Origin of the sequence: Embleya scabrispora (assembly GCF_002024165.1) — a bacterium.
In the GTDB taxonomy this organism is placed as follows: domain Bacteria; phylum Actinomycetota; class Actinomycetes; order Streptomycetales; family Streptomycetaceae; genus Embleya; species Embleya scabrispora_A.
Map to the genome: position 1 here is coordinate 2,172,017 of NZ_MWQN01000001.1, position 25,237 is coordinate 2,197,253.

16 protein-coding genes, 1 tRNA gene and 1 pseudogene are annotated in these 25,237 nt (G+C 69.1%); 8 read left to right on the forward strand and 10 right to left on the reverse strand.

Going from position 1 to position 25,237, the window contains the following annotated elements; genetic code table 11:
• Positions 1-517: 517 nt before the first annotated feature.
• The 6 genes from thrB to B4N89_RS09420 form a co-directional block, all read right to left on the reverse strand.
• The gene (gene thrB / locus B4N89_RS09395; protein WP_078975442.1) at positions 518-1,432 is read right to left on the reverse strand and encodes a homoserine kinase; all 915 of its coding nucleotides are present in this window, start codon (positions 1,430-1,432) and stop codon (positions 518-520) included.
• A 789-nt stretch (positions 1,433-2,221) separates the two neighbouring features.
• Positions 2,222-3,304, reverse strand: a complete 1,083-nt coding sequence (gene thrC / locus B4N89_RS09400) for a threonine synthase (RefSeq protein ID WP_078975443.1) — start codon at positions 3,302-3,304, stop codon at positions 2,222-2,224.
• 6 nt (positions 3,305-3,310) lie between these two features.
• Positions 3,311-4,603 carry a homoserine dehydrogenase gene (locus B4N89_RS09405; RefSeq protein ID WP_078975444.1) on the reverse strand — a complete coding sequence of 431 codons (1,293 nt, stop codon included), beginning with the start codon at positions 4,601-4,603 and terminating at the stop codon, positions 3,311-3,313.
• A 230-nt stretch (positions 4,604-4,833) separates the two neighbouring features.
• Entirely contained in the window at positions 4,834-6,222 is a 1,389-nt protein-coding gene (gene lysA, locus B4N89_RS09410) for a diaminopimelate decarboxylase (RefSeq protein WP_078975445.1), read from the reverse strand.
• A 203-nt stretch (positions 6,223-6,425) separates the two neighbouring features.
• Positions 6,426-8,078 (reverse strand): arginine--tRNA ligase, encoded by a 1,653-nt coding sequence (gene argS, locus B4N89_RS09415; protein ID WP_078979225.1) that lies wholly within the window; start codon positions 8,076-8,078, stop codon positions 6,426-6,428.
• 52 nt (positions 8,079-8,130) lie between these two features.
• Positions 8,131-8,541 (reverse strand): response regulator, encoded by a 411-nt coding sequence (locus B4N89_RS09420; RefSeq protein ID WP_235618538.1) that lies wholly within the window; start codon positions 8,539-8,541, stop codon positions 8,131-8,133.
• A 130-nt stretch (positions 8,542-8,671) separates the two neighbouring features.
• Here B4N89_RS09420 and B4N89_RS09425 point away from each other — a divergent pair.
• Together B4N89_RS09425 and B4N89_RS09430 are read left to right on the forward strand one after the other, a co-directional pair.
• A tRNA-Arg gene (locus B4N89_RS09425) sits at positions 8,672-8,743 on the forward strand.
• A 139-nt stretch (positions 8,744-8,882) separates the two neighbouring features.
• Positions 8,883-9,950 carry a tyrosine-type recombinase/integrase gene (locus B4N89_RS09430; protein WP_235618539.1) on the forward strand — a complete coding sequence of 356 codons (1,068 nt, stop codon included), beginning with the start codon at positions 8,883-8,885 and terminating at the stop codon, positions 9,948-9,950.
• Between the two features lie 133 nt (positions 9,951-10,083).
• On the opposite strand, the gene B4N89_RS09435 is transcribed toward B4N89_RS09430, so the two are convergent.
• On the reverse strand, positions 10,084-10,818 hold the full coding sequence (locus B4N89_RS09435; RefSeq protein ID WP_078979228.1) for a GntR family transcriptional regulator: 735 nt from the start codon (positions 10,816-10,818) through the stop codon (positions 10,084-10,086).
• A 135-nt stretch (positions 10,819-10,953) separates the two neighbouring features.
• Between B4N89_RS09435 and B4N89_RS49705 the strand changes: the two genes are divergently transcribed.
• The 4 genes from B4N89_RS49705 to B4N89_RS09450 all read left to right on the forward strand — a co-directional run bounded on the left by B4N89_RS49705 (position 10,954) and on the right by B4N89_RS09450 (position 12,925).
• Positions 10,954-11,118, forward strand: a complete 165-nt coding sequence (locus tag B4N89_RS49705; protein ID WP_161500676.1) for a hypothetical protein — start codon at positions 10,954-10,956, stop codon at positions 11,116-11,118.
• Between the two features lie 53 nt (positions 11,119-11,171).
• Complete coding sequence (locus tag B4N89_RS09440) at positions 11,172-11,414, forward strand: hypothetical protein (RefSeq protein WP_078975446.1); 243 nt, start codon at positions 11,172-11,174, stop codon at positions 11,412-11,414.
• A 94-nt stretch (positions 11,415-11,508) separates the two neighbouring features.
• Positions 11,509-11,952, forward strand: coding sequence for a glycine-rich domain-containing protein (locus tag B4N89_RS09445; RefSeq protein ID WP_078975447.1), 444 nt, complete (start codon positions 11,509-11,511; stop codon positions 11,950-11,952).
• A 169-nt stretch (positions 11,953-12,121) separates the two neighbouring features.
• The gene (locus B4N89_RS09450) at positions 12,122-12,925 is read left to right on the forward strand and encodes a phosphotransferase (protein WP_161500677.1); all 804 of its coding nucleotides are present in this window, start codon (positions 12,122-12,124) and stop codon (positions 12,923-12,925) included.
• A 758-nt stretch (positions 12,926-13,683) separates the two neighbouring features.
• Here the strand turns inward: B4N89_RS09450 and B4N89_RS09455 are convergent.
• The 3 genes and pseudogenes from B4N89_RS09455 to B4N89_RS09465 form a co-directional block, all read right to left on the reverse strand.
• Positions 13,684-14,913: a phage major capsid protein gene (locus B4N89_RS09455; protein WP_078975449.1), complete on the reverse strand. Its 1,230-nt coding sequence runs from the start codon at positions 14,911-14,913 to the stop codon at positions 13,684-13,686.
• Positions 14,914-18,187: 3,274 nt separating this feature from the next.
• Entirely contained in the window at positions 18,188-19,330 is a 1,143-nt protein-coding gene (locus B4N89_RS49710; protein ID WP_161500678.1) for an acyltransferase family protein, read from the reverse strand.
• 1,064 nt (positions 19,331-20,394) lie between these two features.
• Positions 20,395-20,882: pseudogene (locus B4N89_RS09465) on the reverse strand (amidohydrolase family protein); the annotation flags it as partial.
• Between the two features lie 679 nt (positions 20,883-21,561).
• Between B4N89_RS09465 and B4N89_RS09470 the strand changes: the two are divergent.
• The gene (locus tag B4N89_RS09470) at positions 21,562-23,067 is read left to right on the forward strand and encodes an aldehyde dehydrogenase (NADP(+)) (protein WP_235618540.1); all 1,506 of its coding nucleotides are present in this window, start codon (positions 21,562-21,564) and stop codon (positions 23,065-23,067) included.
• Between the two features lie 76 nt (positions 23,068-23,143).
• Positions 23,144-25,231 carry a DNA helicase RecQ gene (gene recQ, locus B4N89_RS09475; RefSeq protein ID WP_078975451.1) on the forward strand — a complete coding sequence of 696 codons (2,088 nt, stop codon included), beginning with the start codon at positions 23,144-23,146 and terminating at the stop codon, positions 25,229-25,231.
• Positions 25,232-25,237 lie beyond the last annotated feature (6 nt).

Genomic DNA, 25,237 nt, shown 5'->3' on the forward strand with positions numbered 1-25,237 from the left:
GGTCCGGTGCGGTGGTCCGCCGGATGGCGGGAATCATCGAAAATGTGCCCGGTACTGCGAGGATCGGGCTCATATATGCCTGTGGGGGCTCGTATTCCTGTAGGGGCTCGACTTCCTGCGAAGGAACAGCCCTCGGGTCCCCGGGATGAGCTCGACGCGGCGCGGTGGTCCCGCCGGTCTGTATCGGGGAGCCACGTTCGTCACGAAGGACAGGCAGGAGGGGAAACTCCCAAAGGATCGTGGCCACAGAGCACCGAACGCGCCCAACCCTGTGCGGGCGGGGGATCTGGTGCGGTGATGACGCTAACACTACCGGACCCAAGAGACATTCCCCCACCCCATCGCTCCCCCGGCACAGCCCATTTTTCTCCGGTGACGCAGTTCCTGCGGTAATGCGGTGGAGTGAACGGATCCACCGCCGTCACCGTCGCCGACTCGCCGCCCGGCTGCGCCGAGTGTGCCGCCGGTCCGGTTCCGACCTACCGGGCGTACTGCCAACGAACGGCGAGTACGCAGGTCACGCCAGTGGCATGACGCTTGCTCCGGCCCCGTCCACGTCCAATTGCCGAACCACCCAATCGGGCCCGGCAGTGCCGATCGCCTCGTCCACGCGGTCGGGTGTGACCAGGGCGAGTACGGTCGGCCCCGCGCCGGAGACGACCGCGGCCATCCCCTGTGCGCGCAGCTTGTCGATCAATTCGGCGCTCGCCGGCATCGCGGGCGCCCGGTACGTCTGGTGCAGTCGATCCTCGGTCGCGGCGAAGAGCAGATCGGGCCGCGAGGTGAGCGCGGTGACCAGCAGCGCGGCGCGCCCCGCGTTGGCCGAGGCGTCGCGATGGGTCACCTTGGCCGGCAGCAGACCGCGCGCGACCTCGGTGGACAGCGGGGTGGAAGGTACGAACACGACGGGAGATATACCCCGGTCGGGGCTCGATCGCACCGCCCGGGGGCCGTCCTCGTCGGTCCACGCGATGGTGAAGCCGCCGAGCAGACACGCCGCGACGTTGTCGGGGTGTCCTTCGAGTTCGGTGGCCAGGGCGAGCGCGGCCTCGTCGTCGAGCCGTTCGGCGCCGCCTATGGTCAGCGCCCGGGCGGCGATCACCCCGGCGCAGATGGCGGCGGCCGACGAACCCAGGCCGCGGCCGTGCGGGATGCGGTTGGCGCAGACGACGTCCAGGCCGGGCGGGCGGCCGCCCATCGCCTCGAACGCGGCGTGGGCCGCGCGAACGACCAGGTGGTTCTCGTCGCGGGACAGGTCGTCGGCGCCCTCACCTGCGATGTCGATCGACAAGCCCTCGTCCGCGACCCGGATCGCGACGTCGTCGTACAGTCCGAGCGCGAGTCCGAACGCGTCGAACCCGGGACCCAGGTTGGCGCTCGTGGCCGGGACGCGAACCCGGACGGGGGCGGCACGGAATGCGGGGCCGGCCATACGCGTGGACACTCCTCCTCGTGGAGTTCCGGGCACCTTCGCGGGACGGTCCGAACCGGTGGCGCGTTCGGGAAATCGCGGGTGCTGCGGAACGGCAGGAACAGACGCGAGACTCGGGCGGCATGCGCCGCGGAACGAGTGGAAGGTCGCGTCCGGTGATCAGCCTACCGAAGGTGCGTTCCCTCGCGGGACACCGTAACCACCGCGTCGTGGGATTGGTACCGGAAATGGGATCGAAAAGGATCGGTGGCGGTCGGCGGTCGATCATGGACCGACCTGATTCGATCTTGTCGCCGATCGTGCGCCGATCGGGTGTTTCTGCCGGCGGTGCGCCCGAATGGCCGCGCCGGACGGCCGTCGCGCGCGTCGGGCCGGGACGCCGACCAGGCACTTCGGGCGGATGTGCCGCCGGAGCACGCGGGTGGGTGGCCGAATCGGGTACGCCCGCCGAGCGGCTCGAAGGGGCCGTGGTGGGGCTCGCGCCGGGCGTGTCCCACTCGGTCGCTCGACTGGCGACTTTTTCCGAGTCGCTCGCTTGGCGGGCGGCATTCCCGGCGGATATTCGCGGGTGTGCGGCTTCGGAGGGAATTCGACTTCGGGAGTGTCGGCCGCGCGGGTATCGGCTTCGCGGGGGTGCGACTCGGCCCATGTGGGCGTTACACGTATCGGTGCCGAAGGCGGTGGTTGTCGCGCGTGTCGTCGTGGCGCGTGCGCGTCGGCCACCCGCTTTCGCGGGTGGCCGACGCGTCGTGGTCGACGCCGAGTGCGGTGTGCGTGTGCGGTGTGCGGTCAGCCCAGGCCGAGTTGCGCGGCCGCGGCGGCGGCGTCGATCGGGACGACGATCGGCTTGGGCGCGCCGGCGACGGCCCAGTCGGGGTCCTTGAGGCCGTTGCCGGTGACCGTGCAGACGATCCGCTGACCCGGGTCGACCCGGCCCTGTTCGGCCGCCTGGAGCAATCCGGCCACACTCGCGGCGGACGCGGGCTCCACGAAGACGCCCTCCTGCGCGGCCAGGAGGCGGTAGGCCGACAGGATCTGACGGTCGGTCACCGACTCGATGTGGCCGCCGGATTCGTCCCGCGCGGCGATCGCGAGGTCCCACGAGGCGGGGTTGCCGATCCGGATCGCGGTGGCGATCGTCTGCGGCGAAAGCACCGGCGCGCCGTTGACCAGCGGCGCCGAACCGGCCGCCTGGTAGCCCCACATGCGCGGGCGGCGGGCCGCGAGGCCGTCGGCGGCGTACTCGCCGTAGCCCTTCCAGTACGCGGTGATGTTGCCCGCGTTGCCGACCGGCAGCACGTGGATGTCGGGCGCGTCGCCGAGCATGTCCACGATCTCGAAGGCGGCGGTCTTCTGGCCCTCGATGCGCACCGGGTTGACCGAGTTCACCAGCGCGACCGGATACTTTTCGGCCAGATCGCGGGCCAGGGTCAGGCAGTCGTCGAAGTTGCCGTCGACCTGCAGGATGCGCGCGCCGTGCACGAGGGCCTGGCCCATCTTGCCGAGCGCGATCTTGCCCTGCGGAACGAGTACGGCGCACACCATGCCGGCGCGCACCGCGTAGGCCGCGGCGGAGGCCGAGGTGTTGCCGGTGGAGGCGCAGATGACCGCCTGGGCCCCCGCCTCCTTGGCCTTGGAGATGGCCATCGTCATCCCGCGGTCCTTGAAGGACCCGGTCGGATTGGCCCCCTCGACCTTGAGGTGAACATCACATCCGGTGCGCTCGGAGAGCACCTGGGCCGGGACCAGCGGCGTGCCACCCTCACGCAGGGTGACCACCGGTGTGCTCGCCGAGACCGGCAGTCGGTCGCGGTATTCCTTGATGACCCCGCGCCACTGTGTGGTGCGGACGCCTTCCTTGAGCGCGCTCACGGTCCTCTACTCCCCTTCGACCCGCATGATGCCTGCGATGTCACGGACGATGTCCATACCGCGCAGATCGGCGACGGTCGCCGCGAGCGCGGCGTCGGTGGCGGTATGGGTGACGATCACGAGTGTGGCATCCCCGTCCCGGCCCTGTTGACGCACCGTGTCGATGGACACATCGTGCTGGGCGAAGACCGCGGCGACCTGGGCCAGGACACCGGCGCGGTCGGCCACGTCCAGGCTCAGGTGGTAGCGGGTGCGGGCGATGCCCACCGGCTGCGGGGTGAGCGCCGCGTACGCGGATTCGCCGGGCCCGGTGGCGCCGGAGAGCTTGTTGCGGCAGACCGCGACCAGGTCGCCCAGGACCGCGCTGGCGGTCGGCGCGCCACCGGCGCCGGGGCCGTAGAACATCAACTGCCCGGCCGCCTCCGACTCGACGAAGACCGCGTTGTACGCCTCGCGCACCGACGCGAGCGGGTGCGAGCGCGGAATCATCGCGGGGTGTACGCGGGCACTCACGCTCTGCCCGTCGGCGCCGCGCTCGCAGATCGCGAGCAGTTTCACCACGCAGTCCATCGCCTTGGCCGAGGCCACGTCGGCGGCGCTGACCTCGGTGATGCCCTCGCGGTACACATCGGCCGCGGTCACCCGGGTGTGGAACGCCAGGCCGGCCAGGATCGCGGCCTTGGCGGCGGCGTCGAAGCCCTCGATGTCGGCCGTGGGGTCGGCCTCGGCGTAGCCGAGCGCGGTGGCCTCGTCCAGCGCCTCGGCGAAGCCGGCGCCGGTGGTGTCCATCCGGTCCAGGATGAAGTTGGTGGTGCCGTTGACGATGCCGAGCACCCGCTCGACCTTGTCGCCGGCCAGCGACTCGCGCAGCGGACGCAGGAGCGGGATGGCGCCGGCGACGGCGGCCTCGTAGTAGAGGTCCACGCCGTGTTTCGCGGCGGAGGCGTGCAGCGTCGAGCCGTCCTCGGCGAGCAGGGCCTTGTTGGCGGAGACCACGGAGGCGCCGTGCTCCATCGCGGACAGGATCAGTCCGCGGGCGGGCTCGATGCCGCCGATCACCTCGACCACCACGTCGATGTCGTCGCGTTTGACGAGTTCGACGGCGTCGGTGGTGATCAGCGCGGGGTCGATGCCCGCGCGCTCGCGCCCGCCCCGGCGTACGGCCACGCCGGCGAGTTCGACGGGGGCCCCGATCCGGGCGGCGAGGTCGGTCGCGTGCGTCGTCATGATGCGGGCCACTTCGGAGCCGACCACACCACAACCGAGCAGCGCCACCTTCAGCGGCTGCGTACGCATCATCCGACCTCACTTCTCGAAGACAAAGGTTGTCCGAGTCTGCCGTCCCGGCGGGTTTCCGGCGACGGGCAGTGCCGACAAGTGTCGCTCGGATCCGGGCCGGAACCGGCTGTGGTCCAGGATCCGAGACGGGAATTCTTGCGGCTCGACTCGGTGCCGACGGGATTTTCTCCCGTCGATTTTCTCCCGTGCGCGGGGGCCGCCGGCTGGCGGCCCCCGACGAGGTGTCCCGCTCAGCCGACGTCGAGGGCCAGCAGGTCCGCTTCGGTCTCGCGGCGCACGATCACGCGCGCCTCGCCGTCGTGTACCGCGATCACCGGGGGGCGGGTCACGTGGTTGTAGTTGCTCGCCATCGAGCGGCAGTAGGCGCCGGTGGCCGGCACCGCGATCAGGTCGCCGGGGGCCAGGTCGGCGGGCAGGTACGCGTCGCGCACGACGATGTCGCCGGACTCGCAGTGCCGGCCCACCACGCGCGAGAGCATCGGCGCGGCGTCGCTGGTCCGGGAGACGAGCGTCACGGTGTACTCGGCGTCGTAGAGCGCGGTGCGGATGTTGTCCGACATCCCGCCGTCGACGCTGACGTAGGTGCGCAGGCCCTCCAGGGGCTTGATGGTGCCCACCTCGTACAGGGTGAACGTGCCCGGTCCGGCGATCGCCCGGCCGGGTTCGACGGACAGCCGGGGCGCGGCCAGGCCGGCCGCCGCGCACTCGCGGCGCACGATGTCCAGGAGCGAGGCGGCGATCGTGGCGGGCTGCTGCGGGTCGTCGGCGGAGGTGTAGGCGATGCCGAGGCCGCCGCCGAGGTCGATCTCGGGCAGCTCCACCCCGTGCTCGTCGCGGACCGCGACCAGCAGGCCGACCACGCGGCGCGCGGCGACCTCGAAGCCGGCCGTGTCGAAGATCTGCGAGCCGATGTGCGAGTGCAGGCCGATCAGTTCGAGCGCGTCGAGCTTGCGGATCCGGCGCACCGCCTCGGCGGCCTGCCCGTCGGCGAGCGAGAAGCCGAACTTCTGGTCCTCGTGCGCGGTGGCGATGAACTCGTGGGTGTGCGCCTCGACCCCGACGGTGATCCGGACCAGCACCTTTTGCCGGACACCGCGCCGGTCGGCCAGGAAGGCGAGCCGGCTGATCTCCTCGAAGGAGTCGACCACGATCCGGCCGACGCCGGCGTCGAGGGCGCGGTCGAGTTCGTCGGTGGACTTGTTGTTGCCGTGGAAGGCGATCCGGGCCGGGTCCATGCCGGCGGACAGCGCGATGGCGAGTTCGCCGGCGGTGCACACGTCCAGGTTCAGGCCCTCCTCGGCGATCCAGCGCACGAGCGCGCGGCAGAGGAAGGCCTTGCCGGCGTAGAACACGTCGGCGCCCTCGAACGCCTCGCGCCAGTCCCGGCAGCGGGCCCGGAAGTCGGCCTCGTCCAGGATGTAGGCGGGGGTGCCGAACTCGCGGGCCAGGTCGCGGACGTCCAGGCCGGCGACGGTGACCACGCCGTCGGCCCCGCGGGCGGCGGTGGTGGGCCAGATCTTCGGGTCGAGCAGGGCCAGGTCCTCCGGCGCGACGGGCGGTGCGCCGTCGGGCAGGACGTCCGCGTGGCGGGGACCGGCGGGGTGGGCGGAGCGGCTCATGTCGTGGTGCTCCCCTTGGGGTCAGGGCGTCGGTGGGTGTCGGGGGTGTCCGTCGGGCGGGTCCGGCGGTGGATGTCGGTCGGTGCCGGCCGGCCGTATCCGGCGGTGGTGTCCGTCTGTGCGTCGGGGCGGGTACGACCGAAGGCCGGGCAAGTACTTCCGCCCGGCCTTCGACCTGTCGCCTGTTGCGTTGTGACGATCCGTCACATGCGCTCGGGGGCGGACACCCCCAGGAGGGCGAGGCCGTTGGCCACCACGGTTTTCGCGGCTTCGGCCAGCCACATTCGGGCGTACGTCAGGTCGGTGACCGCTTCCTCGCCCTTCGGCAGGATCTGACAGTGGTCGTAGAAGCGGTGGTACGTGCCGGCCAACTGTTCGAGGTAGCGCGCGACGTGGTGCGGCTCGCGCATCTCGGCGGCCTTGGCGACCACGCGCGGGAACTCGCCGAGCATGCCCAGCAGGTCGGACTCCCACTCGGTGGAGAGCAGTTCCGGCTTGAACTCGCCCTTGACGATGCCGCGTTCGGCCGCCTTGCGCTCGACGGAGGACATCCGCGCGTGCGCGTACTGAACGTAGAACACCGGGTTCTCGTTCTTGTGCGACGTGAGGATGTCGATGTCGAGGGTGATGGTGGAGTCGGTGGACGAGCGGGCCAGCGAGTAGCGCGCGGCGTCGACGCCGATCCACTCCACGACGTCGTCGATGGTGATGATGTTGCCCGCGCGCTTGGACATCCGGACCTCTTCGCCGGCGCGCATCATCTTCACGAACTGGCCGACGATGACCTCGATGTTGTGCTCGGGGTCGTCGCCCGCGCAGGCCACGATCGCCTTGAGCCGCCCGACGTAGCCGTGGTGGTCGGCGCCGAGCATGTACACGGCGACCTCGTTGCCCCGGTCGCGCTTGTTCAGGTAGTACGCGGCGTCGGAGGCGAAGTAGGTCTTCTCACCGTCGGACTTGATCAGGACACGGTCCTTGTCGTCCCCGTAGTCCGTGGTGCGCAGCCAGATCGCGCCGTTGTCGTCGTAGACGTGGCCCTGCTCGCGCAGCCGCTCGATCGCCTTCTCCACCGCGCCGGAGGCGTGCAGCGTGGTCTCGGAGAACCAGACGTCGAAGTGCGCGCCGAAGTTCTCCATCGAGCGCTGGATCTCGGCGACCATCAGCCGCAGTCCGGTGGCCCGGAAGATCTTCTCCTGAAGGGCCTCGTCCATGCCGAGCACGTCGGGGTGCTCGGCGAGGATGTCGGCGGCGATGTCGTTGATGTACGCGCCGACGTAGCCGTCCTCGGGCACGGGCCGCTTGTTCGCCGCCGCCATCAGCGACTTGCCGAACTTGTCGATCTGTACGCCGGCGTCGTTGATGTAGTACTCGGTCGTGACGTCGGCGCCGGACGCGCGCAGGATCCGCCCGAGCGAGTCGCCGACGGCGGCCCAGCGCACCCCGCCGATGTGGATCGGCCCGGTCGGGTTGGCGGACACGAACTCAAGGTTGATCTTCAGCCCGTCGAACGCGTTGTTGCTGCCGTAGTCGGCGCCGGCGTCGACGATGGCGCGGGCCAGCTCGCCCTGGGCGGCGGTGTCGACCGTGATGTTGAGGAAGCCGGGACCGGCCACGTCGACCTTCGTGATGCCGGGCACCCGCGCGATGCGCGCGGCCAACAGCTCGGCGATCTCCCGCGGCGCCCGCTTCGCCGGCTTCGCGAGCTGCAGCGCGATGTTCGTCGCGTAGTCGCCGTGCTCGCGGTTCTTCGGTCGCTCCACCGTCGTGCTCTCGGGCACGGCAACGGCGAGCTCGCCCGCCTCGACGGCGGCACGAACCGCGGACAACACTGACTGCGAAAGCTCTGCGGGGGTCACGCGCACAAGGGTAGGCGACCCGCCGACCGACCCGCCCGGCGGGCGGGGTAGGTCATTCGGGTGACAGTCCGGTCCCCGGCTCCGGCGACAGCGCCCGCACGAGCCGAATCAACTGCTCGGGATGAAACGGCTTGGTCAGATACCCGTCGACCCCCACCGCCCGGGCCCGCGAGAAATCCTCGTCCTGCGCACAGGCACTGATCATCAAGATCTTCAGCCCCTTGGTCCGCGGATCCGCCCGCAACCGCGCAGCCGTCCCGATCCCGTCCAGATGCGGCATGACCACGTCGAGCGTCACCAGATCCGGCCGCACCTCGTGCACGAGCCGCAGACACTCCTCCCCATCGCGGGCGGTGCTCACCACGAACCCCTCCAGCCGCAGATTGACCGCGATCAGCCGCCGAATCACCTCGTCGTCATCCACGACAAGGACCCGCGCCGCCTCACCACCAATCCCGCCCACGCCAGTGAGGTTAGGCCCCCCACCCCCACGAGGGGGCCCGATCCGCACATCTCGTCCCCACCCCACCCACCCCCACCCCCAACCCCTTCGCAACCGCCCCCGAAGAACTGGTAATGTTCACGTCACCCGAGCCCCTGTAGCTCAGGGGATAGAGCAACGGCCTCCGGAGCCGTGTGCGCAGGTTCGAATCCTGCCAGGGGCACCTCAACCGCTGTGACCAGCGGAAACAGGCCGCAAAGCTGAACGGTCCACCGTATTTGACGGTGTTAGACCAGACGCCTTGCGGCTTTTTTGTTGCGTAGGAGCGCCTGTCTGACACCCCTGACGATGGGGACCGGCGCATGACCGCCACTGTGACAACCGGGCGCAAGAGCCCGTTCCGAATCGCCGCCATGGGCGACCAGACGCACGCGCTGAAGGCGCGGGGGCCGGTGAAGGGGTCGAGCGCCGACGCTCGCGCCCGACAGTTGGCCGAGTACACCAGCCACTTGCGCACCATCAACAACCGCTACGGCCGGCCGTACGCACCGCGCACGATCGGCGCGTACCGAGACGCGGTGATCGCGCTCGACAAGTGGATGACCGAAAAGAAGGTCACAGGCGACTTCACCGCGTGCGACACGGACACCCTGAACCGCTTCTTCCGCTGGTACCACCGCGAACACGACCAGGCGACCGGCGACACGTACACGGGTGCCACGAACACGAAGCAACGCAACCTACGACACCTGTTCACATGGCTTCAGGAGGAGTACGACCACGAACACCCCTACACGGGCAAGGGGTTGGTCCGGTACTCGGCACCGAAGGCGGGGCGCCCACAGACGCTGTCCCGGGACTTCGTCGGGGACATGCTCAAGGCCACGGGCAACAGCAGTCCGCGCGTGCGCGACTTCGAGACCGTCCGGGATCACGCGATCATCCGCGTACTGACCGACGGTGTACGCGCAACAGAGCTGCTCATGCTCCAGGTCTCGACCGTGCTTCTCGACCAGGGCGTTGCACAGATCGTGCCGCTCAAGAGCGGCCGGGGCGCCGCAAAGGGGCGCCTGGTCCCCTTGCAGCCCAAGACCGTGATCGCGCTGCGCCGCTACCTCCGGGCACGCGAGACGCACAAGCTGTCTCGTTCCGAGTGGTTGTGGCTGGGTACGCGTGGACGCGGTCACCTGAAGTACAGCGGGTTGTATCGCATGCTCAACCGGCGGGCCGAACAGGCCGGTTACGGCGCAGTCGCGCCGCACATGTTCCGGCACACCTGGGCTGATGACCTGTTGGCGTCGGACGTGTCTGAGGAGGACGTCATGGAAGCCGGCGGATGGACCGACCGCAGCATGCTGCGTCGGTACGCGGCGGACATGGCCTCCAGCCGGGCAGTGACCGCCGTACAGGGTCTCGGCGACCGGTACTGACCCCACCGATTCCGAGGCATAGCAAAGCCCCCGACCGCTGGTCGATCGGGGGCTTTGACGGATTTTGAACTTCCCGGAACGCCAAGGAAGTTCGCCAGAAGCCTGGGAGGGACACGCCCTCCCGGGCTCCCCGTTACGGTTGCGGGTTGTACGCGTAGCCGAGTGTGAACCTGGGAGGAAGGCACCACTCGCCGTACTCGATTATCCCGTCATCATCCGCCCACCGGTGTGCCCCGGCGAGGATCGGAGCACCGATCGGCAGCCCAAGGTGGCTGGCTTCCCGGGCGTCCGCCGGACGGGCGTGCATGTCATCGCGCGCATCCGTGACATGACGCTTCGTAGCCTCAAGGACCTTGGCCGTGATGTCGTCCGCCTTGCTCCTGGACGTGCTGAGCAGCGCGGGCACCAGTACGGCAAACGGCGCGGGATACCAGTTGACACCGAATAGTGTCTTGGTCTGTCCGCGACCGGCCGTGAACTCCCGCCGTACGACCTGATCGCCGTGGTCAAGGTCGAAGATCTCGGCAACGTAGAGCGGTGGCACGACCAATGCCGCCGACGTCACGGTGATGGTCTCGCCGTCCATGAGGTGAGTACGCAGCCGTATCACGCGCCCGAGCCGATCCCGGGCGGTTGCTGCCGTCTTCGGGTCGTCCGCCACGAACGTGCCACGCGGAGACGTCCGGATGTACCCCTCTACCTGAAGTTGCTGGAGTGCGCGTCCGACCGTCGCCGTAGCCACTCCCCACGTGTTCGCAAGTTCCTTGTTACTCGGAAGCCGATCACCGCCCGGCAATTCGCCGCTGAGGATCTTGGATCGGTAGTGATCTGCAATTCGAGCAAATGTGCGGTTGCTGCTGTCGGGCACCACGTCGCTCCAAAGCTTGGCAGGCAAACTAGTTCACTCTCCAGCCTAGGTGAATTCCATCCGAACCGTAGAGAGCAACCTAGTTCACAGATACAGTGGACTAGCTCACTCGATGCGATGAGGGCGGAGTCTGGCATGGAGCAAAACGCGTACGAACGTTCGCGCCACAACGAGCGCAGCGATGGGCGGACGCTGCCACTGAACTCGGTTGAGCGTGAGCAGCGGGCGCAGATCATCCGCAAGGCGCGTGAGCGATACCGCCGAATCGTCGGAACCTCACTGCCCCGGTTGACGCCGTGAGTCGGGCAGCGGGCTTCGTTGTCGATTCTGACGGAGTAGCGGCGCCGGTTGTCGTGGCGCGCGAGTTGCCCCCGCGTGAGGAGCCCCGGCCGGTTGTCGAGCGGTACGCCGTTGGTGATTGGGTCGCCCCGCTGCCCGGCCGAGGTCACGACGACTACCCCGCCGGACGGGTCGAGCGGGCCGAGGACTCTCCCGGACTCGACAACGACCAAGTGGTCATGGTGCAAGCCGGCGGGGACGGCATGCCATACCTGCTGAAGGGCTCCGAGTTGTACCGGGTCAAGCCACCGCGCTGACCCCCCGCATTCGCCCCGCCCGGTGGTTCTGGGGAACGTCGGGCGGGGTCTGCAAGGCACCGACACAGCACGCCTAGCGAGAGGTGGAACGAGCATGACAAGCACGATCACACCGACCGCCACGACGGGGGTTCCTGTCCCCGACGCGGTACGCGCAAGGCTCATCACCCGCATCCGTGCGGACCGTCCCGAGATCGGCGCCGAACTCGCCGACCGGATCGTGACGGGTACGGCCGTTTTCCTCGCGGTCGGCGCGGCGAACCCGGAAGCGCGCATGACTCCGTCCGCACTGGTTGACGTCGGTTGGCACGCGTGGGTGCTCCACACGATCGACTACGCCGAGTACTGCGAGCGGATCGGCCGCTTCGTCCACCACGTACCCGACCCGGCGCCACGCACCATGGCAGACGCACGGGCCGAGGTCTCCCGTACCGCAGAGCGGATCAAGGCGGCCGGCCACCCGGTCGATGCCGAACTGTGGACGGTCGCCGCCGCCGACTGCACCCAGTGCCACGCGGGATGCTCCGACAGTCCGTGACCCCGGACAGAGCAGGGGCGCCCCCGAGCCGGATCGCTCGCCCGGGGGCGCCCCGCCACCGACCACCCTCACGAGAGAGCGCCATACGATGCCCCGTCGCCACGCATGGACCGAGCTACCCGCATCGGTTCGGGACACGATCGAACAGCACACCGGACCCATCCGGTCGATGCACGCGCCCGAGTTCGGCAGGTCCTCGGAGTTCTCGGCGACCCTCGAAACACGCGTCGGGCGGGTGTTTTGCAAGGGGGTCCGGGCGGATCGGCCGTACGCGTGGACGCACCGCAACGAAGCCGCCGTAGCGCCGTTCCTGCCCGCGTTGCTCGCGCCCCGGTTGCTGTGGAGCATCGTGCGCGACGGGTGGCACATGCTGGGGTTCGAGTACGTACCCGGCCGGCACCCGTCGCTGTCGCCGACGTCCGGCGACCTGGACATGGTTGGCGACCTGGTTGTGACAATGGCCGAAGCGTTGACGCCGTGTCCGTCCGCCGCGCTGCACTCGATCGCCGACAGGTGGGGAAGCGCTCCCGGTTGGGCTGCCGTCTACGCGAAGTTGCCGAACGACCTTGACCCGTGGGCACGTACGAGCATCGGGCGACTCGCGACACTCGAACGGGGCGCGTTCCTTGACGGGGACACCCTCGTTCACTCCGACCTTCACCCCGCCAACCTGCTCACCCAAGACGGTCGGGTACGCGTGATTGACTGGGCATGGTCGGCACGCGGCGCCGCGTGGATCGACTCCGCTTACGTGGTCGTCCGACTCATGCACGCCGGCCACACACCCGAAGCGGCCGAAGCGTGGGCCATGCACGTGCCCGCGTTCGCGAAGGCGCCCGATCCGGTGATCGACGCGTTCGCCGTGAAGCTGTCCGGCATGTGGGAGTACATCGCCCGTTCGCCGAAGGCACGTGCGCATGCTCGATCGCTCGCCGACACAGCACGCGCTTGGGCCGCCTACCGGCTCCAGTAGCACCGCTCACGACGAAACCGTGACGACCAAATGAAGAAAGCCCCGGCGACCGCGCTCACGGTCCCCGAGGCAGCCATCAGCTGACCCCTTGCAAGGAGCTGACGACGTGACCCACTTTATCGCTGCCATTTTCGGATGGCTGCGCCGACTGCTCACCCCGCCGAAGTCGGCCGGAAAGCACGCCCGGCAAGGTAACCGGACCATCCGCCCACGCCCCGCGCGGCCCGTACAGCCCAAGCCGCAGAGCCGCCCGAAAGGCGCGTGGCTCGACTTCCCACCGGCCGCCCCGGCGCCCCTCAAGCCCCCGGCCCCGGTTCCGTGGTCCACAGACCTACCCGCCGACGACGGCTCAGAGGACGTCGGGCGGTTGGTTCCTCGGTACATGCTGCTCGCGCCGCACGAACAGGCAGAGGTATGCAGGCAGCAACTTGCGGGCACGGCACGGGTGTTCGCGTGATACCCGCGCGGTCGTACCGCCACTGCTGCCGGTGTGACGTCACCACCGGGCTTGTGCCCGTGCAGGTGATCGAGTCCGGGCGTGGCGCGTCCGGCTGGACGCTGTGGGCGTGCGCCGAGCACGCATGCGCCTTCCCGCCGCTGCCGGTTGCGTCCACACCATCCGAGGCCAGCGCGCTTCCGACACACGGGCATCGGACGGCTATTCGGCCCCTGCCTCGTTGAGCGTGTAAACGCGAGAGAGCCCCCGCCGTCGGCGGGGGCTCTGTTGCGTTCCCGGCCACGTAGGGCCGCTGGAAGGTCTAGCGGGCGGTCTTGCGGGGCGCAGGCGCGGCGGCCTCGGCCGAGAGCGTCTGTGCGCCCTGGAGCGCTCCGGCGGTCCCGGTGAGGATGCGCACGGCCTTGATGTCGGACAGGCCGACGCCGGCCCATCGGGACGTGACGCGCGCGACGGTCTTGTCTTCCGTGAACAGGACTTGATCGGAGAACGCGAGGACGACATCCGACCGGAGCCCGGTGAACACCTGCGTGGGGTCCATGACGATGACGGTTCCCGGGGCAAGCCGTGGCGCGGGGATCAGGTTCGCGCCCCACACCTGTCGGGGTCCGTCCTGCGCCACGAACGGTGACGAGTGGTAGGTGCCGGCGGTGGACGCCTTCAACTTGCGGACGACGTTGAACGTTGCCGGGTCCACCAGGATCGCTGACGGGACGCCGCCCTCGGCTTCGATCGCTGCCATCTCGTCACTGACGTCATCCAGGGTGACCGCAGCGCCGAGCGCCCGCTTCGACACACCGGGCGTGTTCAGCAGCCCCAACGGCTGTTTGACGCCGGACCCGTTCAGGAACAGGTCATCGACGGTCGCGCCGACCGACCGTGTCAGCGCGTCGGAGACCGACTGTCGGAAGTCGGTCGCCGAGTCCTCCAGCAACTCACTGGTGATCGTGATCATCTTCGCGACCTTGTACGCCCGGAAGCCGGCGTCCGACAGTTGCATGTCGGTCATGGGGATGGTCGCGCCCTCGGCGACGACGGACGCGGCGCCGTCGTCGCGCACAACCGGGATGACCATGGAACCGGCGTCCATGGGGATCAGGTTGACGCCGGACGCGAGCACGGCCGACCGCTTGCGCAGGGACACCACGAACTTGTCGTAGACCGACTTGGGAACCGTCAGGCCGGCCGACGCTGGATCGGTGGTCAGCGCCCGAGCCTCTACGTACTCACGGGCCGACGGGATGCGGAAGTCCGTCCCGCCCCAACCGCCCCGCTCATCCGAGCGTGCACCGTTGGGGTTGAGGATCGCGCCCACGCGGGACTCCATGGCCCGCTGTTCGGCCTCGGCCTCTGCGCGCGACACCAGGGCGTTCGCCTCGGCGGTCAGCTCGGTCAGCCGGCTGTCGAGCGCCTCCAGGCGCTTGCGCTTGTCGTCGGCGCCCATGGCCGTGTCGTCCTGCGTCCGGGTGTACTCGGCGAAAACACCGGCGCGGGTCTCCAATACGGCCTGCGCCTTCTGCTTTGCATTGGTCAAATAGCGGTCTCCTTGTGACTCGACAACTCATGACAGGTGGGATGGGTGCTGCGGGGTGGCCTCGTGAAGCCGGCCCGCCTAGCGGGCCGTTCCGTGGCTGCGTCGCCACTCGGAAAGGGCCGTTCGGTACTCGGTGTCAAGCGCCTGCCGGGCGCCCTCCAGGCGCGCTCTGCGGGCTTGCCCCTTGCATCGCTCCCCGCAGTAGCGCGGCGGCCTTCCGGGGCCGCTGGGCGGGGGCAGGGGGCATGCGCAGGTAGAACATGAGCGGGTCTTGATTCGAACCTCCCCAGTACGAGAAATGCCCACCGGGAATACCCGGCGGGCATTGCATAACGGGATATCCCTCACTGGTTAAAGAGGCGACCGACCGACCCCAAACCAGGGCTGAAATAGAGTGGCGTCGGTCACAATTGATACGTCACAACGGAATCCCGCTGCGGGCTTGACCGCAGGACGCACGACCGGTAGGCATGACCGGCGCGACTCGCTACGGCTTCACCCTGGGTAGTCATTTCTGGAGATTTCGCGATTCTGTCGAAACGCGAAATGTCAACCCCCTGTCAATAATCACTCTTTGTAATTGACTACCCTTAGTGACTTGTAACCCTTGGTGACATATGGGTAAAACGGACATGAAGGGCAAAGTGACCAATCACAAAAATTCGGACATTTCGCGCACATGAAAGTCCGAAGACCGAAGGGGGTCACCACCCTTCAGGTTTCAGACTTTACGACCGTACTTGCCCGCATTTGACCCAAAGAGGGTTGATGCGAGCTAGGTCACATATAGACAATGAGTGTTGAATGTTCGATTTCATCAGATGTTGCATTCCGTGATTCCGTCACGTTCGGTACTCGGCGTGACGCCACTTCAGCCGCGCCGGTGTCGCTATGCGTGATGGCCATCAAGGTGACAGTCAGCTACTTGCTGACTGGCAACTACCTCGGTCGAGTAGCGACCGCGACACCCCGCCGCGCGTGAGCCCCCAGGGCGAAGCAGCTCACGAGTGAGACGTAAGGCGCTGGTCGTCCTCCGCTCTCCAGCGCCCACCCGTGCGCCGAGCCAACGCGGGCGCACACTTCGATTCAACGGTCTCGGGTAAGCCCATTCATGGGATTACCCGAGACTTCCTACGAATGCGTTACAGGCGCCTAGAAAGGCGCGGGTGTGCCATCGGGGCGCGGGGCGTCCGGCCACGCCCCATCAAACGGCGGATGAGATCCGCCGTACTGCTCGAATACATCCTTGGAAATGTCCGAAGGGCTTTTCCCTTCGGACATCCTTGCAAGCAGACGATCAAGGCGACGGGGCTTGGTGACCCGTCGCCTATTGAACGACCCTGTGTCGAGGGTCGTTCCGCTGATATCCGGACCCCCGTCGGAGGGGGTCCGAGCGAACTGATCTTTACTTATATTGTGTTCCTCCAGGGGCACACTTCGCGCCCCTGGAATGGTCAACTCATAGACCTTCACGCGCCGGTGCTTCCGGCCCGTATCGCGCAGCCATCCGGCCGCAACGAGCCTGCCAACGTGCTGGGTCACGTTGCCCCGCGATTGGCGCCTACAGGCCGCCACCGAGGCCATCGCCGGCCGAACCTCGGTACCGGTCCGGTAATCCCCCCACAGAGCCATGGTGACCCCCGTCAGCTTCAGGTGATCGGGAAGGTCCGACTTCAGTACGGCGGACCGCCACGCGTACTCAGACATCGTTGTCGCCGTTGTGCTGCTCCTCTGATCATTCACACACCAGGTCGGCCCCGGAACACAAAAGGGCCGGCCTCGGACTCTCATCCGACGACCGGCCCCGGTTCGTCCTGGGACCGTCCAACTCCGAGTTGGACTGACCGCGCATCGCGCGCGACTGCTTGCACCGTCGCACGCCTCCTGACGCTCCGTCAACGGACTTCCGAGACACCAGCGCTACGCCCCCGACCGGCAGAGCTGCCTAAATGCCGTAGGGCGTCTTGACGGCGTCCGCTTGGAGCCGGATGCCCTAAGCACTGTTCATGACTGTGAGTTACCGCGAAGCTTGCCTAGGCCGTGCTACGCACACGGCCTCAGCCCCCATCGGCTTTCGGCCGTTGGGTTGACGCGCAGGTCAGCGCGTCGCTACGGTCCACTTAGACCGTTCGGCCTCCGGAGCCGTGTGCGCAGGTTCGAATCCTGCCAGGGGCACACCGTTTGACCAGCAGATATGGCCCCTCACCAGGGGCCATTGCTGTTTGTGGGGTCTAGGCCATGTGCGGCCGTAGGTCGCGATGTGCAGCCCTGTCACGGGCGCCGTGGACTATTTGTGGACGAGCGTTCGATGTGTTTCCGCAGGTCAGGGCTTGGAGAGCCGCGAAGGCCTCGGGAGTCCAAGGCCTTCTTGTTGCGGTTGATCTCATGTTGCGCGTCGAGGCACTTCACGTAGTGGCTCATCAGGGTTGCCACCGGGTTGCCCGCTTGCGGGCCGCCTCCGCCGGTCCGGTGCAGGTGAGTTGCTGTCGAGCACCCGGGTGCGGATTGGTCGGGGGGCGACCTGTCGGGTCCAGGTGAAGTGGGTGGGGAGGTCGGTCTGCTTCGTCTTGGGGCCGGGCGTGTGCGTGCGGGCGAGGGTGGTGTGAGTGGTGTCGTCTAGAGGTTCGGCGCTCGTCCGGGGTGCCTGCTGTGGCAAGGGCGTTAAGCGGGCTCAGAGTGTGTTCGCGTGAGCGTTCCGTGGTTCGGCCGTGTGGTGGTCGTACGTGCTTCGGGCGAGCGCGGGGTCCTTGGTGTGGTGTCTGGCGGCGGAGCGGCAGGGGCGTCTTCCCGAGGGCAGGTGGTGGGTCGGGCCGAGCCAGCGTGGGGAACGCGTGGGGGTGGATGGTGATGCATGTCGGGCGCGCCCGGTCACCGGTGAGGGTCGCGCTGGTTGGGTGGTGGCGGTGGGTGTTCGTGCAGGCGGGGCGGTGCGGGGCACCGAGGCGTGGTCGGCCGCCGTGTCGTGTGAGGAGGATGCTCGCAGGGCTTCGTCGGTGGGCACGTCGACGTGGAGGTGGGTACCGGGCCAGGCGCACGGGTTGGGGCAATGGCGCGGCTTGGCGAACTGGTGGGCCCGGCTGGGGTGTTGCCTCCTCGGGTGATGCGCGTGAGGTCTCGGATCGCCTTGTCGTCGGTCAAGGCCGGGATGGTCACCGGCGCCTCGGTTCCCTTGGCCGTTCGATGGCGCGAGCGCCTACGTGCCGAATCATCCTCGCTGGGGAACCGGGCTTTCCGGAATGGGCGTTGCCGTTGCGTGCCCGCGGGGGTTTTGGGGTCAGCCGGGTTGGTGGGCGGGGATTTGGGGTTCGGGTTTCTGGGGGGCGGGGTGGGGGATGTTCGGGGGCTGGTCGGTGGGGGTGGGCTTGCGGGCGTCGAGGGTTTTGATGAGGCGGCGGCCCACTTCGACCATGGGCTTTTCGAGGCGGTGGTGGAGGGCGTCGGCGGCGAAGAGCGCGATCACGGTTACGGCGATGGCGAACAGGACCGTACCGGGGCGGAGGTGGGGGGCCATGGCGACCACGGCGACCTCGGCGGGGCCCTGGATCAGGTACAGGCCGTAGGAACGTTCGCCGACAAATACCAAGGGGCGAAGGGACAGAGTCCATTTGCCGATGCCCGGAGCCAGCAGGGTGGGCAGGAAAAGGGCCACTGCGACGCCGTAGAGGAAGACTACCGGGCGTTCGTCGTCGAAGTATTCGACGAGGTTTTTGAGGTTCAGGTGCAGAGTCACGAAGCCCGCGCCGACGATTGCGCCGACCACCGGATGGGTGAGCGGGCTGAACAGGGCAAATCCGCGCGGCTGGTGCAGGATGATGGCGAGCAGGGCACCGGTGAGCAGGACCGCGTAGTGGATGCCCATTCCGCGCCAGGTGTCCGTGTAGGGGACCAGGACCAGAGCTATCGCAATGATGGTGAGGGGAATCCGGAGGCGGCTGGAGACGAAGCTCACCAGGATGAGCGCGAGCGGCCATACCAGGTAGAACTTCTGCTCGATTCCGATCGTCCAGGAATAGAGGTACGGCACGTCCCCGGCCGGGAGGTGGTACTCGTTCATGAAGCCCAGGTAGTTCGGGAGGTGCTCTTTCAGCAGGGTCCACGAACGGCCGGTTTTGTAGGCTCCCACGACGACTACCGCCAGCACCACGTAGTAGAGGGGCATGATGCGGAAGATTCGGCGGATGTAGAAGTTCCGGAGGGACACCCGTCCGGTTCGGTCCCGCTCGCGCAGCATCAGCGTGGTGATGAGGAAGCCGGAGATGATGAAGAATGCGTGAACGCCGATCCAGCCGGACAGGAATTCGACCTTCCGACCGCCGAAGTGGAAGAAGATCACAATCACGGCGGCAAAGGCGCGCAGACCGTCGAGCGCGTCGAACCTCCGCATCGCCAGGAATTCGCCGTGTGTCAGTTTCCGCATTCTGGAATCTCCGAGTGGGCGGCGGGAGTGCGCGGTCGTGGTGGCCGTGATGCCCCTACACGACCTGGTCGCGGACGATCTCGCTCGGCTTGCGGCGGATATCGAGTGAACTGACGACCAGATGATCCGACGGCCTGGTGTTGCCTGTTCGATATGCGATATCCGCGACAGGAACTCGGACAGCGGGCCGGGAAATGTGCGTCCACGCCGTTCCGTGAGTCGTGAGCCGTGATCGAGTGCATGCCGATCAGCGGATCGACCGGGGGGCTTGTGCGTACGGCAGTATCGCGGATCGCGTCGGCTCTTGACCAGCGGGGGTGGTCGACCGGCCACGACCCGGCCGCGGGCCGACGGACCGACGGATCGACTGCCGGTCGGTGACGACCGACGGCTCGAACCACGGCAGGCGGGGTACGCGTCGCTCCTGGCTGACAGGTGGCGTAGGGCTGCCATGAGGGCCGGGTGGTTCAGGGTGGTGGCGAAAAAGGTGGCGTCGACGGCTTCCACCGTCTCGAAGGCTTCGGCGACCAGGCGGGCGCCGGTGTCGGTGCTCTGCAGCAGCTTGGCGCGGGTGTCGGTCGGGTCGGTGGCCCGGAGACCAGGAGGGACTTGGCTTCCAGGCGACAGAGGACCCTGGGGGCGGGCTTGGCGTCCATGCCCGCGTGGTTGGCGAGGGTGAGTTGCTTGGGGCGTACGTCTCGGCCGTCCAGCCGCCACAGGCTTGCCGGCGGTACGAATTGAGGGTGGGTCAGGTCGAGCGGGCCGAGTGTGGCCGCCATCGTGCGCTGCCGAGGGAGGGTTGCGTGCCGAGGCGGCAAGCCCGGACTGTCGTCGGAGGCGAGCAGCATGGTGAGCCTCCGCCTGTGCGGTGGGCGGGGGGCAGGGCGGAGGGCGGGAAAGCGATCGGGGTCGAACGCCGATGGTCGAAGTAGGCGACGGGTCGACCGGCCACCGGGCGAGCACGCTGCCGAGCGGCGTCGCGCCGACGACCGAAGCAAACGGCTGGTCCCTCTGTCCGGCTGATCGACCGGCGCGTGCGGCATGTAGTCGGCAGCCCCGCCCCCCTACAGTCCCCCTCCCGTATACACCGCCTTGCCCTCCACGGATGTGGCCACTACCCGTGTCTCGGCGATTTCGGTTGGCGGGTCCGCGTACGGGTCGCGGTCGAGAGCCACCGGGTCGGCGAGTTTGCCGGGCTCGATCGTGCCGGTGTCGAGGTCGCGGGTGGTTCACGTACGCCGTGCCGACCGTGTGGGCCGCCAGGGCCGCCAGGGCCGCCGTCAGGTCGCTGCGCTGTTCGGGCAGGAAGGATCTGTCGGACGGCTCGGTGAAGGCCGGCAGCACTCGGTTGACCGCCGTGCGGATGCCCCACATCGGGTCGGAGCGGAGGAGGTCGTCGAAGGGGTATTGCCACGCGGCCCGTTCGTCGCCCGGGAACGGGATGGTCAGCCCGTCCATCCGAGCCTCATTGGGCGGCCCGCAGGGGCTGGAGGTTGGCGGACACGCCCAGCGCGGCGAAGCGCGGGATGTCGTCGGGGTGGACCACCGGGAGTTCGACGAAGCCCAGGCCGCTGTTGCCGGTGCGGCGACGACCCGCTGGTGGAGGACTTCCTGGCCGCGCACATCCCGGTCGCCTCGGGCCGACGCGTCCAGGGCAAGCCGGGGCGCACTGTGTGGACATCGACCACGAGGCCGCGGTGCGGGGCGTGCTCGACCGCCCGGCGGCGGGCGGCGCGCGGCGGATCGGCGTGATCGGCGCGGGAACCACGTCGCCGTTCTACGAGTTGGCGCTGACGACGTATCACGAATGGTGCACGGAAAGGGGGTTCGCCCCTTTCGTTGAGCTGAGCGAGCGTCCCGGGAGCCGGCCCACCCCTGATCCTGGCGGCCGCCCAGACCGACCCACCGGTCACCACCCTGAGCCTGCGCCCCGTCGAAATCGCCACGGTGGGCATGGAGTTGCTGATCAAAGCCCTGGAATCCGGCGACCAAGCCCCCGCGGGTCGAACCGTGGAAACCCGCCTGGAGGTACGCGGGACGTCCCGCCGCGGGGGTACACCGGGCCGAACATGAAGGCGCGCCGGAGCGGGCGGCACGAACCGCGCGACTGTCGGCCGGGGACCCCGAATCGCCGGCACGGGCATGGTTCGATGGCTGTCGGCCGACACACCCGCGCCCCGGCCGATCGCCCCGAACTCCCCCGCCCGCTCGTCCACTCCGGAGGAACTGCCGTGATCGAGTCGCATGCGACCGCCCGTGCCACCGTGCGGGGATTCAATCCCCGCACCGGGAAACCGTCGGGCCAGCCCGTGCCGGTCAGTGACGAGGCCGAGGTCGGCCGGGTCGTCGCGGCGGCTCGGGAGGCGTTGCCCGGGTGGGCCGCGCGCGGCGGGGGTGAGCGGGCCTCGGTGTTGGAGGCGGTCGCCGACGCGTTGGATGCCGCGCGGGACGAGTTGGTGGCGATCGCCGACGGCGAGACCGCGTTGGGTGAGGTCCGGCTGAGCGGAGAGGTCGGGCGTACGTCGGGGCAACTGCGCATGTTCGCGGGCCTGCTGCGGGCCGGCGCGCACGTGGGCGCGGTGCTCAGCCCGGCCGATCCGGCGCTCGGCCGTCCCGACGTGCGCCGCATGCTGCATCCGATCGGCGTCGTCGCGGTGTTCGCCGCGAGCAACTTCCCGTTCGCGTTCTCCGTGGTCGGCGGCGACACGGCGTCCGCGTGGGCGGCGGGGTGCCCGGTCGTGGTCAAGGTGCACGAGGCGCATCCGGCGACCTCGATCGCGGTGGCCCGGGTGGTCCGCGCCGCGCTGGCCGCGGCCGGTGCCGCCGAGGACCTGCTCGGCCTGGTCGTCGGCCCCGCCTCCGGCGCCGTACTGGTCACCCACCCGGACATCGCGGCCGTCGGCTTCACCGGCTCGCTCTCGGGCGGCCGGGCCCTGTTCGACCTGGCTGCCGGCCGGCCCGACCCGATCCCGTTCTTCGGCGAACTCGGCAGCGTCAACCCCGTCGTGGTACTGCCCGGCGCGGCGGCCGAACGGGCCGACGAGCTGGCCCGGGGCTACCTCGGCTCGCTCACCCTGGGCACCGGCCAGTTCTGTACCAATCCCGGCCTGCTGTTCGTCCCCGAGGCCGGCGGCCTCCTCGACGCCGTCGCCGCGCACACCCGCACCACGACCGGCGGCCCGATGTTGTCCGAGCGCATCCGGGACGCGTACGAGCGGGGCACGGCGGGGCACACCGGGCGCGAACTGGCCCGAGGCACCGCCGGCGAAGGCGCCTGGGCGGTCGCCCCCGTGGTCCGGCACGCCGACCTCGCCGAGTTCCTCGCGCACGCCGCCGAGCTGACCGAGGAGACCTTCGGCCCGGCCGGCCTGGTCGTCACCTACCCCGATCCGGACGCCCTCCTCGCCGCCCTCACCGTCCTCCCGGGCAGCCTCACCGGCTCGGTCCACGCCGTCGAGACCGACCACCCGCTCGCCGCCCGGGTCGCCGCCGTGCTGCGTCCGCGCGTCGGCCGGCTCGTCCACAACGGCTGGCCCACCGGCGTAGCGGTGTGCTGGGCCATGCACCACGGCGGCCCCTGGCCCGCCACCACCGCCCCCGGCCACACCTCGGTCGGCGGCACCGCGCTGCGGCGCTGGCTCGTCCCGACCGCCTACCAGGACTGGCCCGACGCCCTCCTGCCTCCCGAATTGCGCGACGCGAACCCGCTGGGCGTACCCCGTGAAATCCAGCCCTGACCCGGCGGGTGAGCCGAGCCGCCCACTTGTCCACAGACCGCACTCGGCTGTCGCCACAAGCTCTTAGACTGCTCGGATGACAGCGCTCGACGACGGTCCCCAGATCAGCGAAGCGCTGCAGGTTCTGCATCGCGTCTTCGGCTACGACTCCTTTCGCGGCAGCCAGCAGGAGATCATCGAGCATGTGATCGGCGGCGGCGACGCCCTCGTACTCATGCCCACCGGTGGCGGCAAATCGCTCTGCTACCAGATCCCCGCGCTGGTCCGCAAAGGCGTCGGGGTGGTGATCTCCCCGCTGATCGCGCTGATGCAGGACCAGGTCGACGCGCTGACCGCGCTCGGCGTGCGGGCCGGATTCCTGAACTCCACGCAGAACCCCGACGAGCGGCGCATGGTCGAGGCGGAGTTCCTGGCCGGCGAGTTGGACCTGCTCTACCTCGCGCCCGAGCGGCTGAAGGTCGACGCCACCCTGCGGCTGCTCGACCGGGGCATCGTCTCGCTGTTCGCGATCGACGAGGCACACTGCGTGGCGCAGTGGGGCCACGACTTCCGGCCCGACTACCTCACCCTGTCCCAGTTGCACGAGCGCTGGCCCGACGTGCCCCGCGTGGCGCTCACCGCGACGGCGACCGAGGCCACCCACGCCGAGATCGCCTCCCGGCTGAACCTGCAGCAGGCCCGGCACTTCGTGGCCAGCTTCGACCGGCCCAACATCCAGTACCGGATCGCCCACAAGGACAAGCCGCAGAAGCAGTTGCTCGACCTGCTCCGGGCCGAACACGCGGGCGACGCGGGCATCGTCTACTGCCTGTCCCGGGCCTCGGTGGAGAAGACCGCCGCGTTCCTGGTCGACAACGGCATCGACGCGCTGCCGTACCACGCGGGCCTGGACTCGCGCGTGCGCGCCGCCAACCAGGCCCGGTTCCTGCGCGAGGACGGCATGGTGATGGTGGCGACCATCGCCTTCGGCATGGGTATCGACAAGCCCGACGTGCGCTTCGTCGCGCACCTGGACCTGCCCAAGTCGGTCGAGGGCTACTACCAGGAGACCGGCCGCGCGGGGCGCGACGGGCTGCCGTCCACCGCGTGGCTGGCCTACGGCCTGCAGGACGTCGTACAGCAGCGCAAGATGATCGAGGGCTCGGAGGGCGACGCGGCCCACCGCCGCCGACTCGGCACCCACCTGGACGCGATGTTGGCACTGTGCGAGACGGTCGAGTGCCGTCGGGTGCGCCTGCTCGCCTACTTCGGCCAGCAGAGCACCGCGTGCGGCAACTGCGACACCTGCCTGTCGCCGCCCGCCGCGTGGGACGGCACGATCGCGGCGCAAAAGGTGTTGTCGACGGTGTGGCGGCTCAAGAACGAGCGGCGCGGACAGAAGTTCGGCGCGGGCCAGATCGTCGACATCCTGCTCGGCGCGAAGACCGCCAAGGTGATCCAGTTCGACCACGACACGCTGCGCGTGTTCGGCATCGGTACCGAGCTGAGCCGAACCGAATGGATGAGCGTGGTGCGGCAGTTGCTCGCCATGAAGCTGCTCGCCGTGGAGCCGTCGTACAACGCGCTGGTGCTCACCGAGGGCAGCGACGAGGTGCTGGCCCGCAAGCGCGAGGTGATGTTGCGGCGCGAGCCCGAGCGGCCGGCGCGCGCGGCAAAGGCCGCGAAGGCGACCAAGGCCGGCAAGGGCAAGGCGGCGCCGGTCGAGATGCCGGCGGCGGCCGCGCCGATCTTCGAGGCGCTGCGGGCGTGGCGCGGGGCCACCGCGAAGGAGCAGGGCGTCCCGGCCTACGTGATCTTCCACGACGCGACGCTGCGCGAGATCGCGACGGCCCTGCCGACCACGCTCGCCGAGTTGGGCACGATCAGCGGGATCGGCGAGAACAAGCTGGCCAAGTACGGGCAGCCGATCCTGGACACGCTGGCCGGCTCGGCCCCGACCGGCGCGACTCCGGGGGCGGCGCCCACCGTGCCCGCCCAACCGACGAAGCCGACGCGGCCGGCGGCCGAGCTCACCCGCGAGCCCGTGCCCGAACTCATCCGCGAGCCCCTCCCGGACTACCAGCCGGACTATCAGGCCGACTACCCGCCCGACTACGAGCCGGACTTCGAACCCACCCCGGAATACGACCCGGACTTCGACCCGGATCCCGACTACCGGGGCTGACGAACC

What these genes read in the sequence shown, in the direction of transcription:
- thrB (WP_078975442.1), bottom strand. Translation starts at nt 1,432, where the DNA reads ATGGCCGGCCCCGCATTCCGTGCCGCCCCCGTCCGGGTTCGCGTCCCG.
- B4N89_RS09405 (WP_078975444.1), bottom strand. Translation starts at nt 4,603, where the DNA reads ATGATGCGTACGCAGCCGCTGAAGGTGGCGCTGCTCGGTTGTGGTGTG.
- lysA (WP_078975445.1), bottom strand. Translation starts at nt 6,222, where the DNA reads ATGAGCCGCTCCGCCCACCCCGCCGGTCCCCGCCACGCGGACGTCCTG.
- B4N89_RS09430 (WP_235618539.1), top strand. Translation starts at nt 8,883, where the DNA reads ATGACCGCCACTGTGACAACCGGGCGCAAGAGCCCGTTCCGAATCGCC.
- B4N89_RS49705 (WP_161500676.1), top strand. Translation starts at nt 10,954, where the DNA reads ATGGAGCAAAACGCGTACGAACGTTCGCGCCACAACGAGCGCAGCGAT.
- B4N89_RS09445 (WP_078975447.1), top strand. Translation starts at nt 11,509, where the DNA reads ATGACAAGCACGATCACACCGACCGCCACGACGGGGGTTCCTGTCCCC.
- B4N89_RS09450 (WP_161500677.1), top strand. Translation starts at nt 12,122, where the DNA reads ATGCACGCGCCCGAGTTCGGCAGGTCCTCGGAGTTCTCGGCGACCCTC.
- B4N89_RS49710 (WP_161500678.1), bottom strand. Translation starts at nt 19,330, where the DNA reads ATGCGGAAACTGACACACGGCGAATTCCTGGCGATGCGGAGGTTCGAC.
- recQ (WP_078975451.1), top strand. Translation starts at nt 23,144, where the DNA reads ATGACAGCGCTCGACGACGGTCCCCAGATCAGCGAAGCGCTGCAGGTT.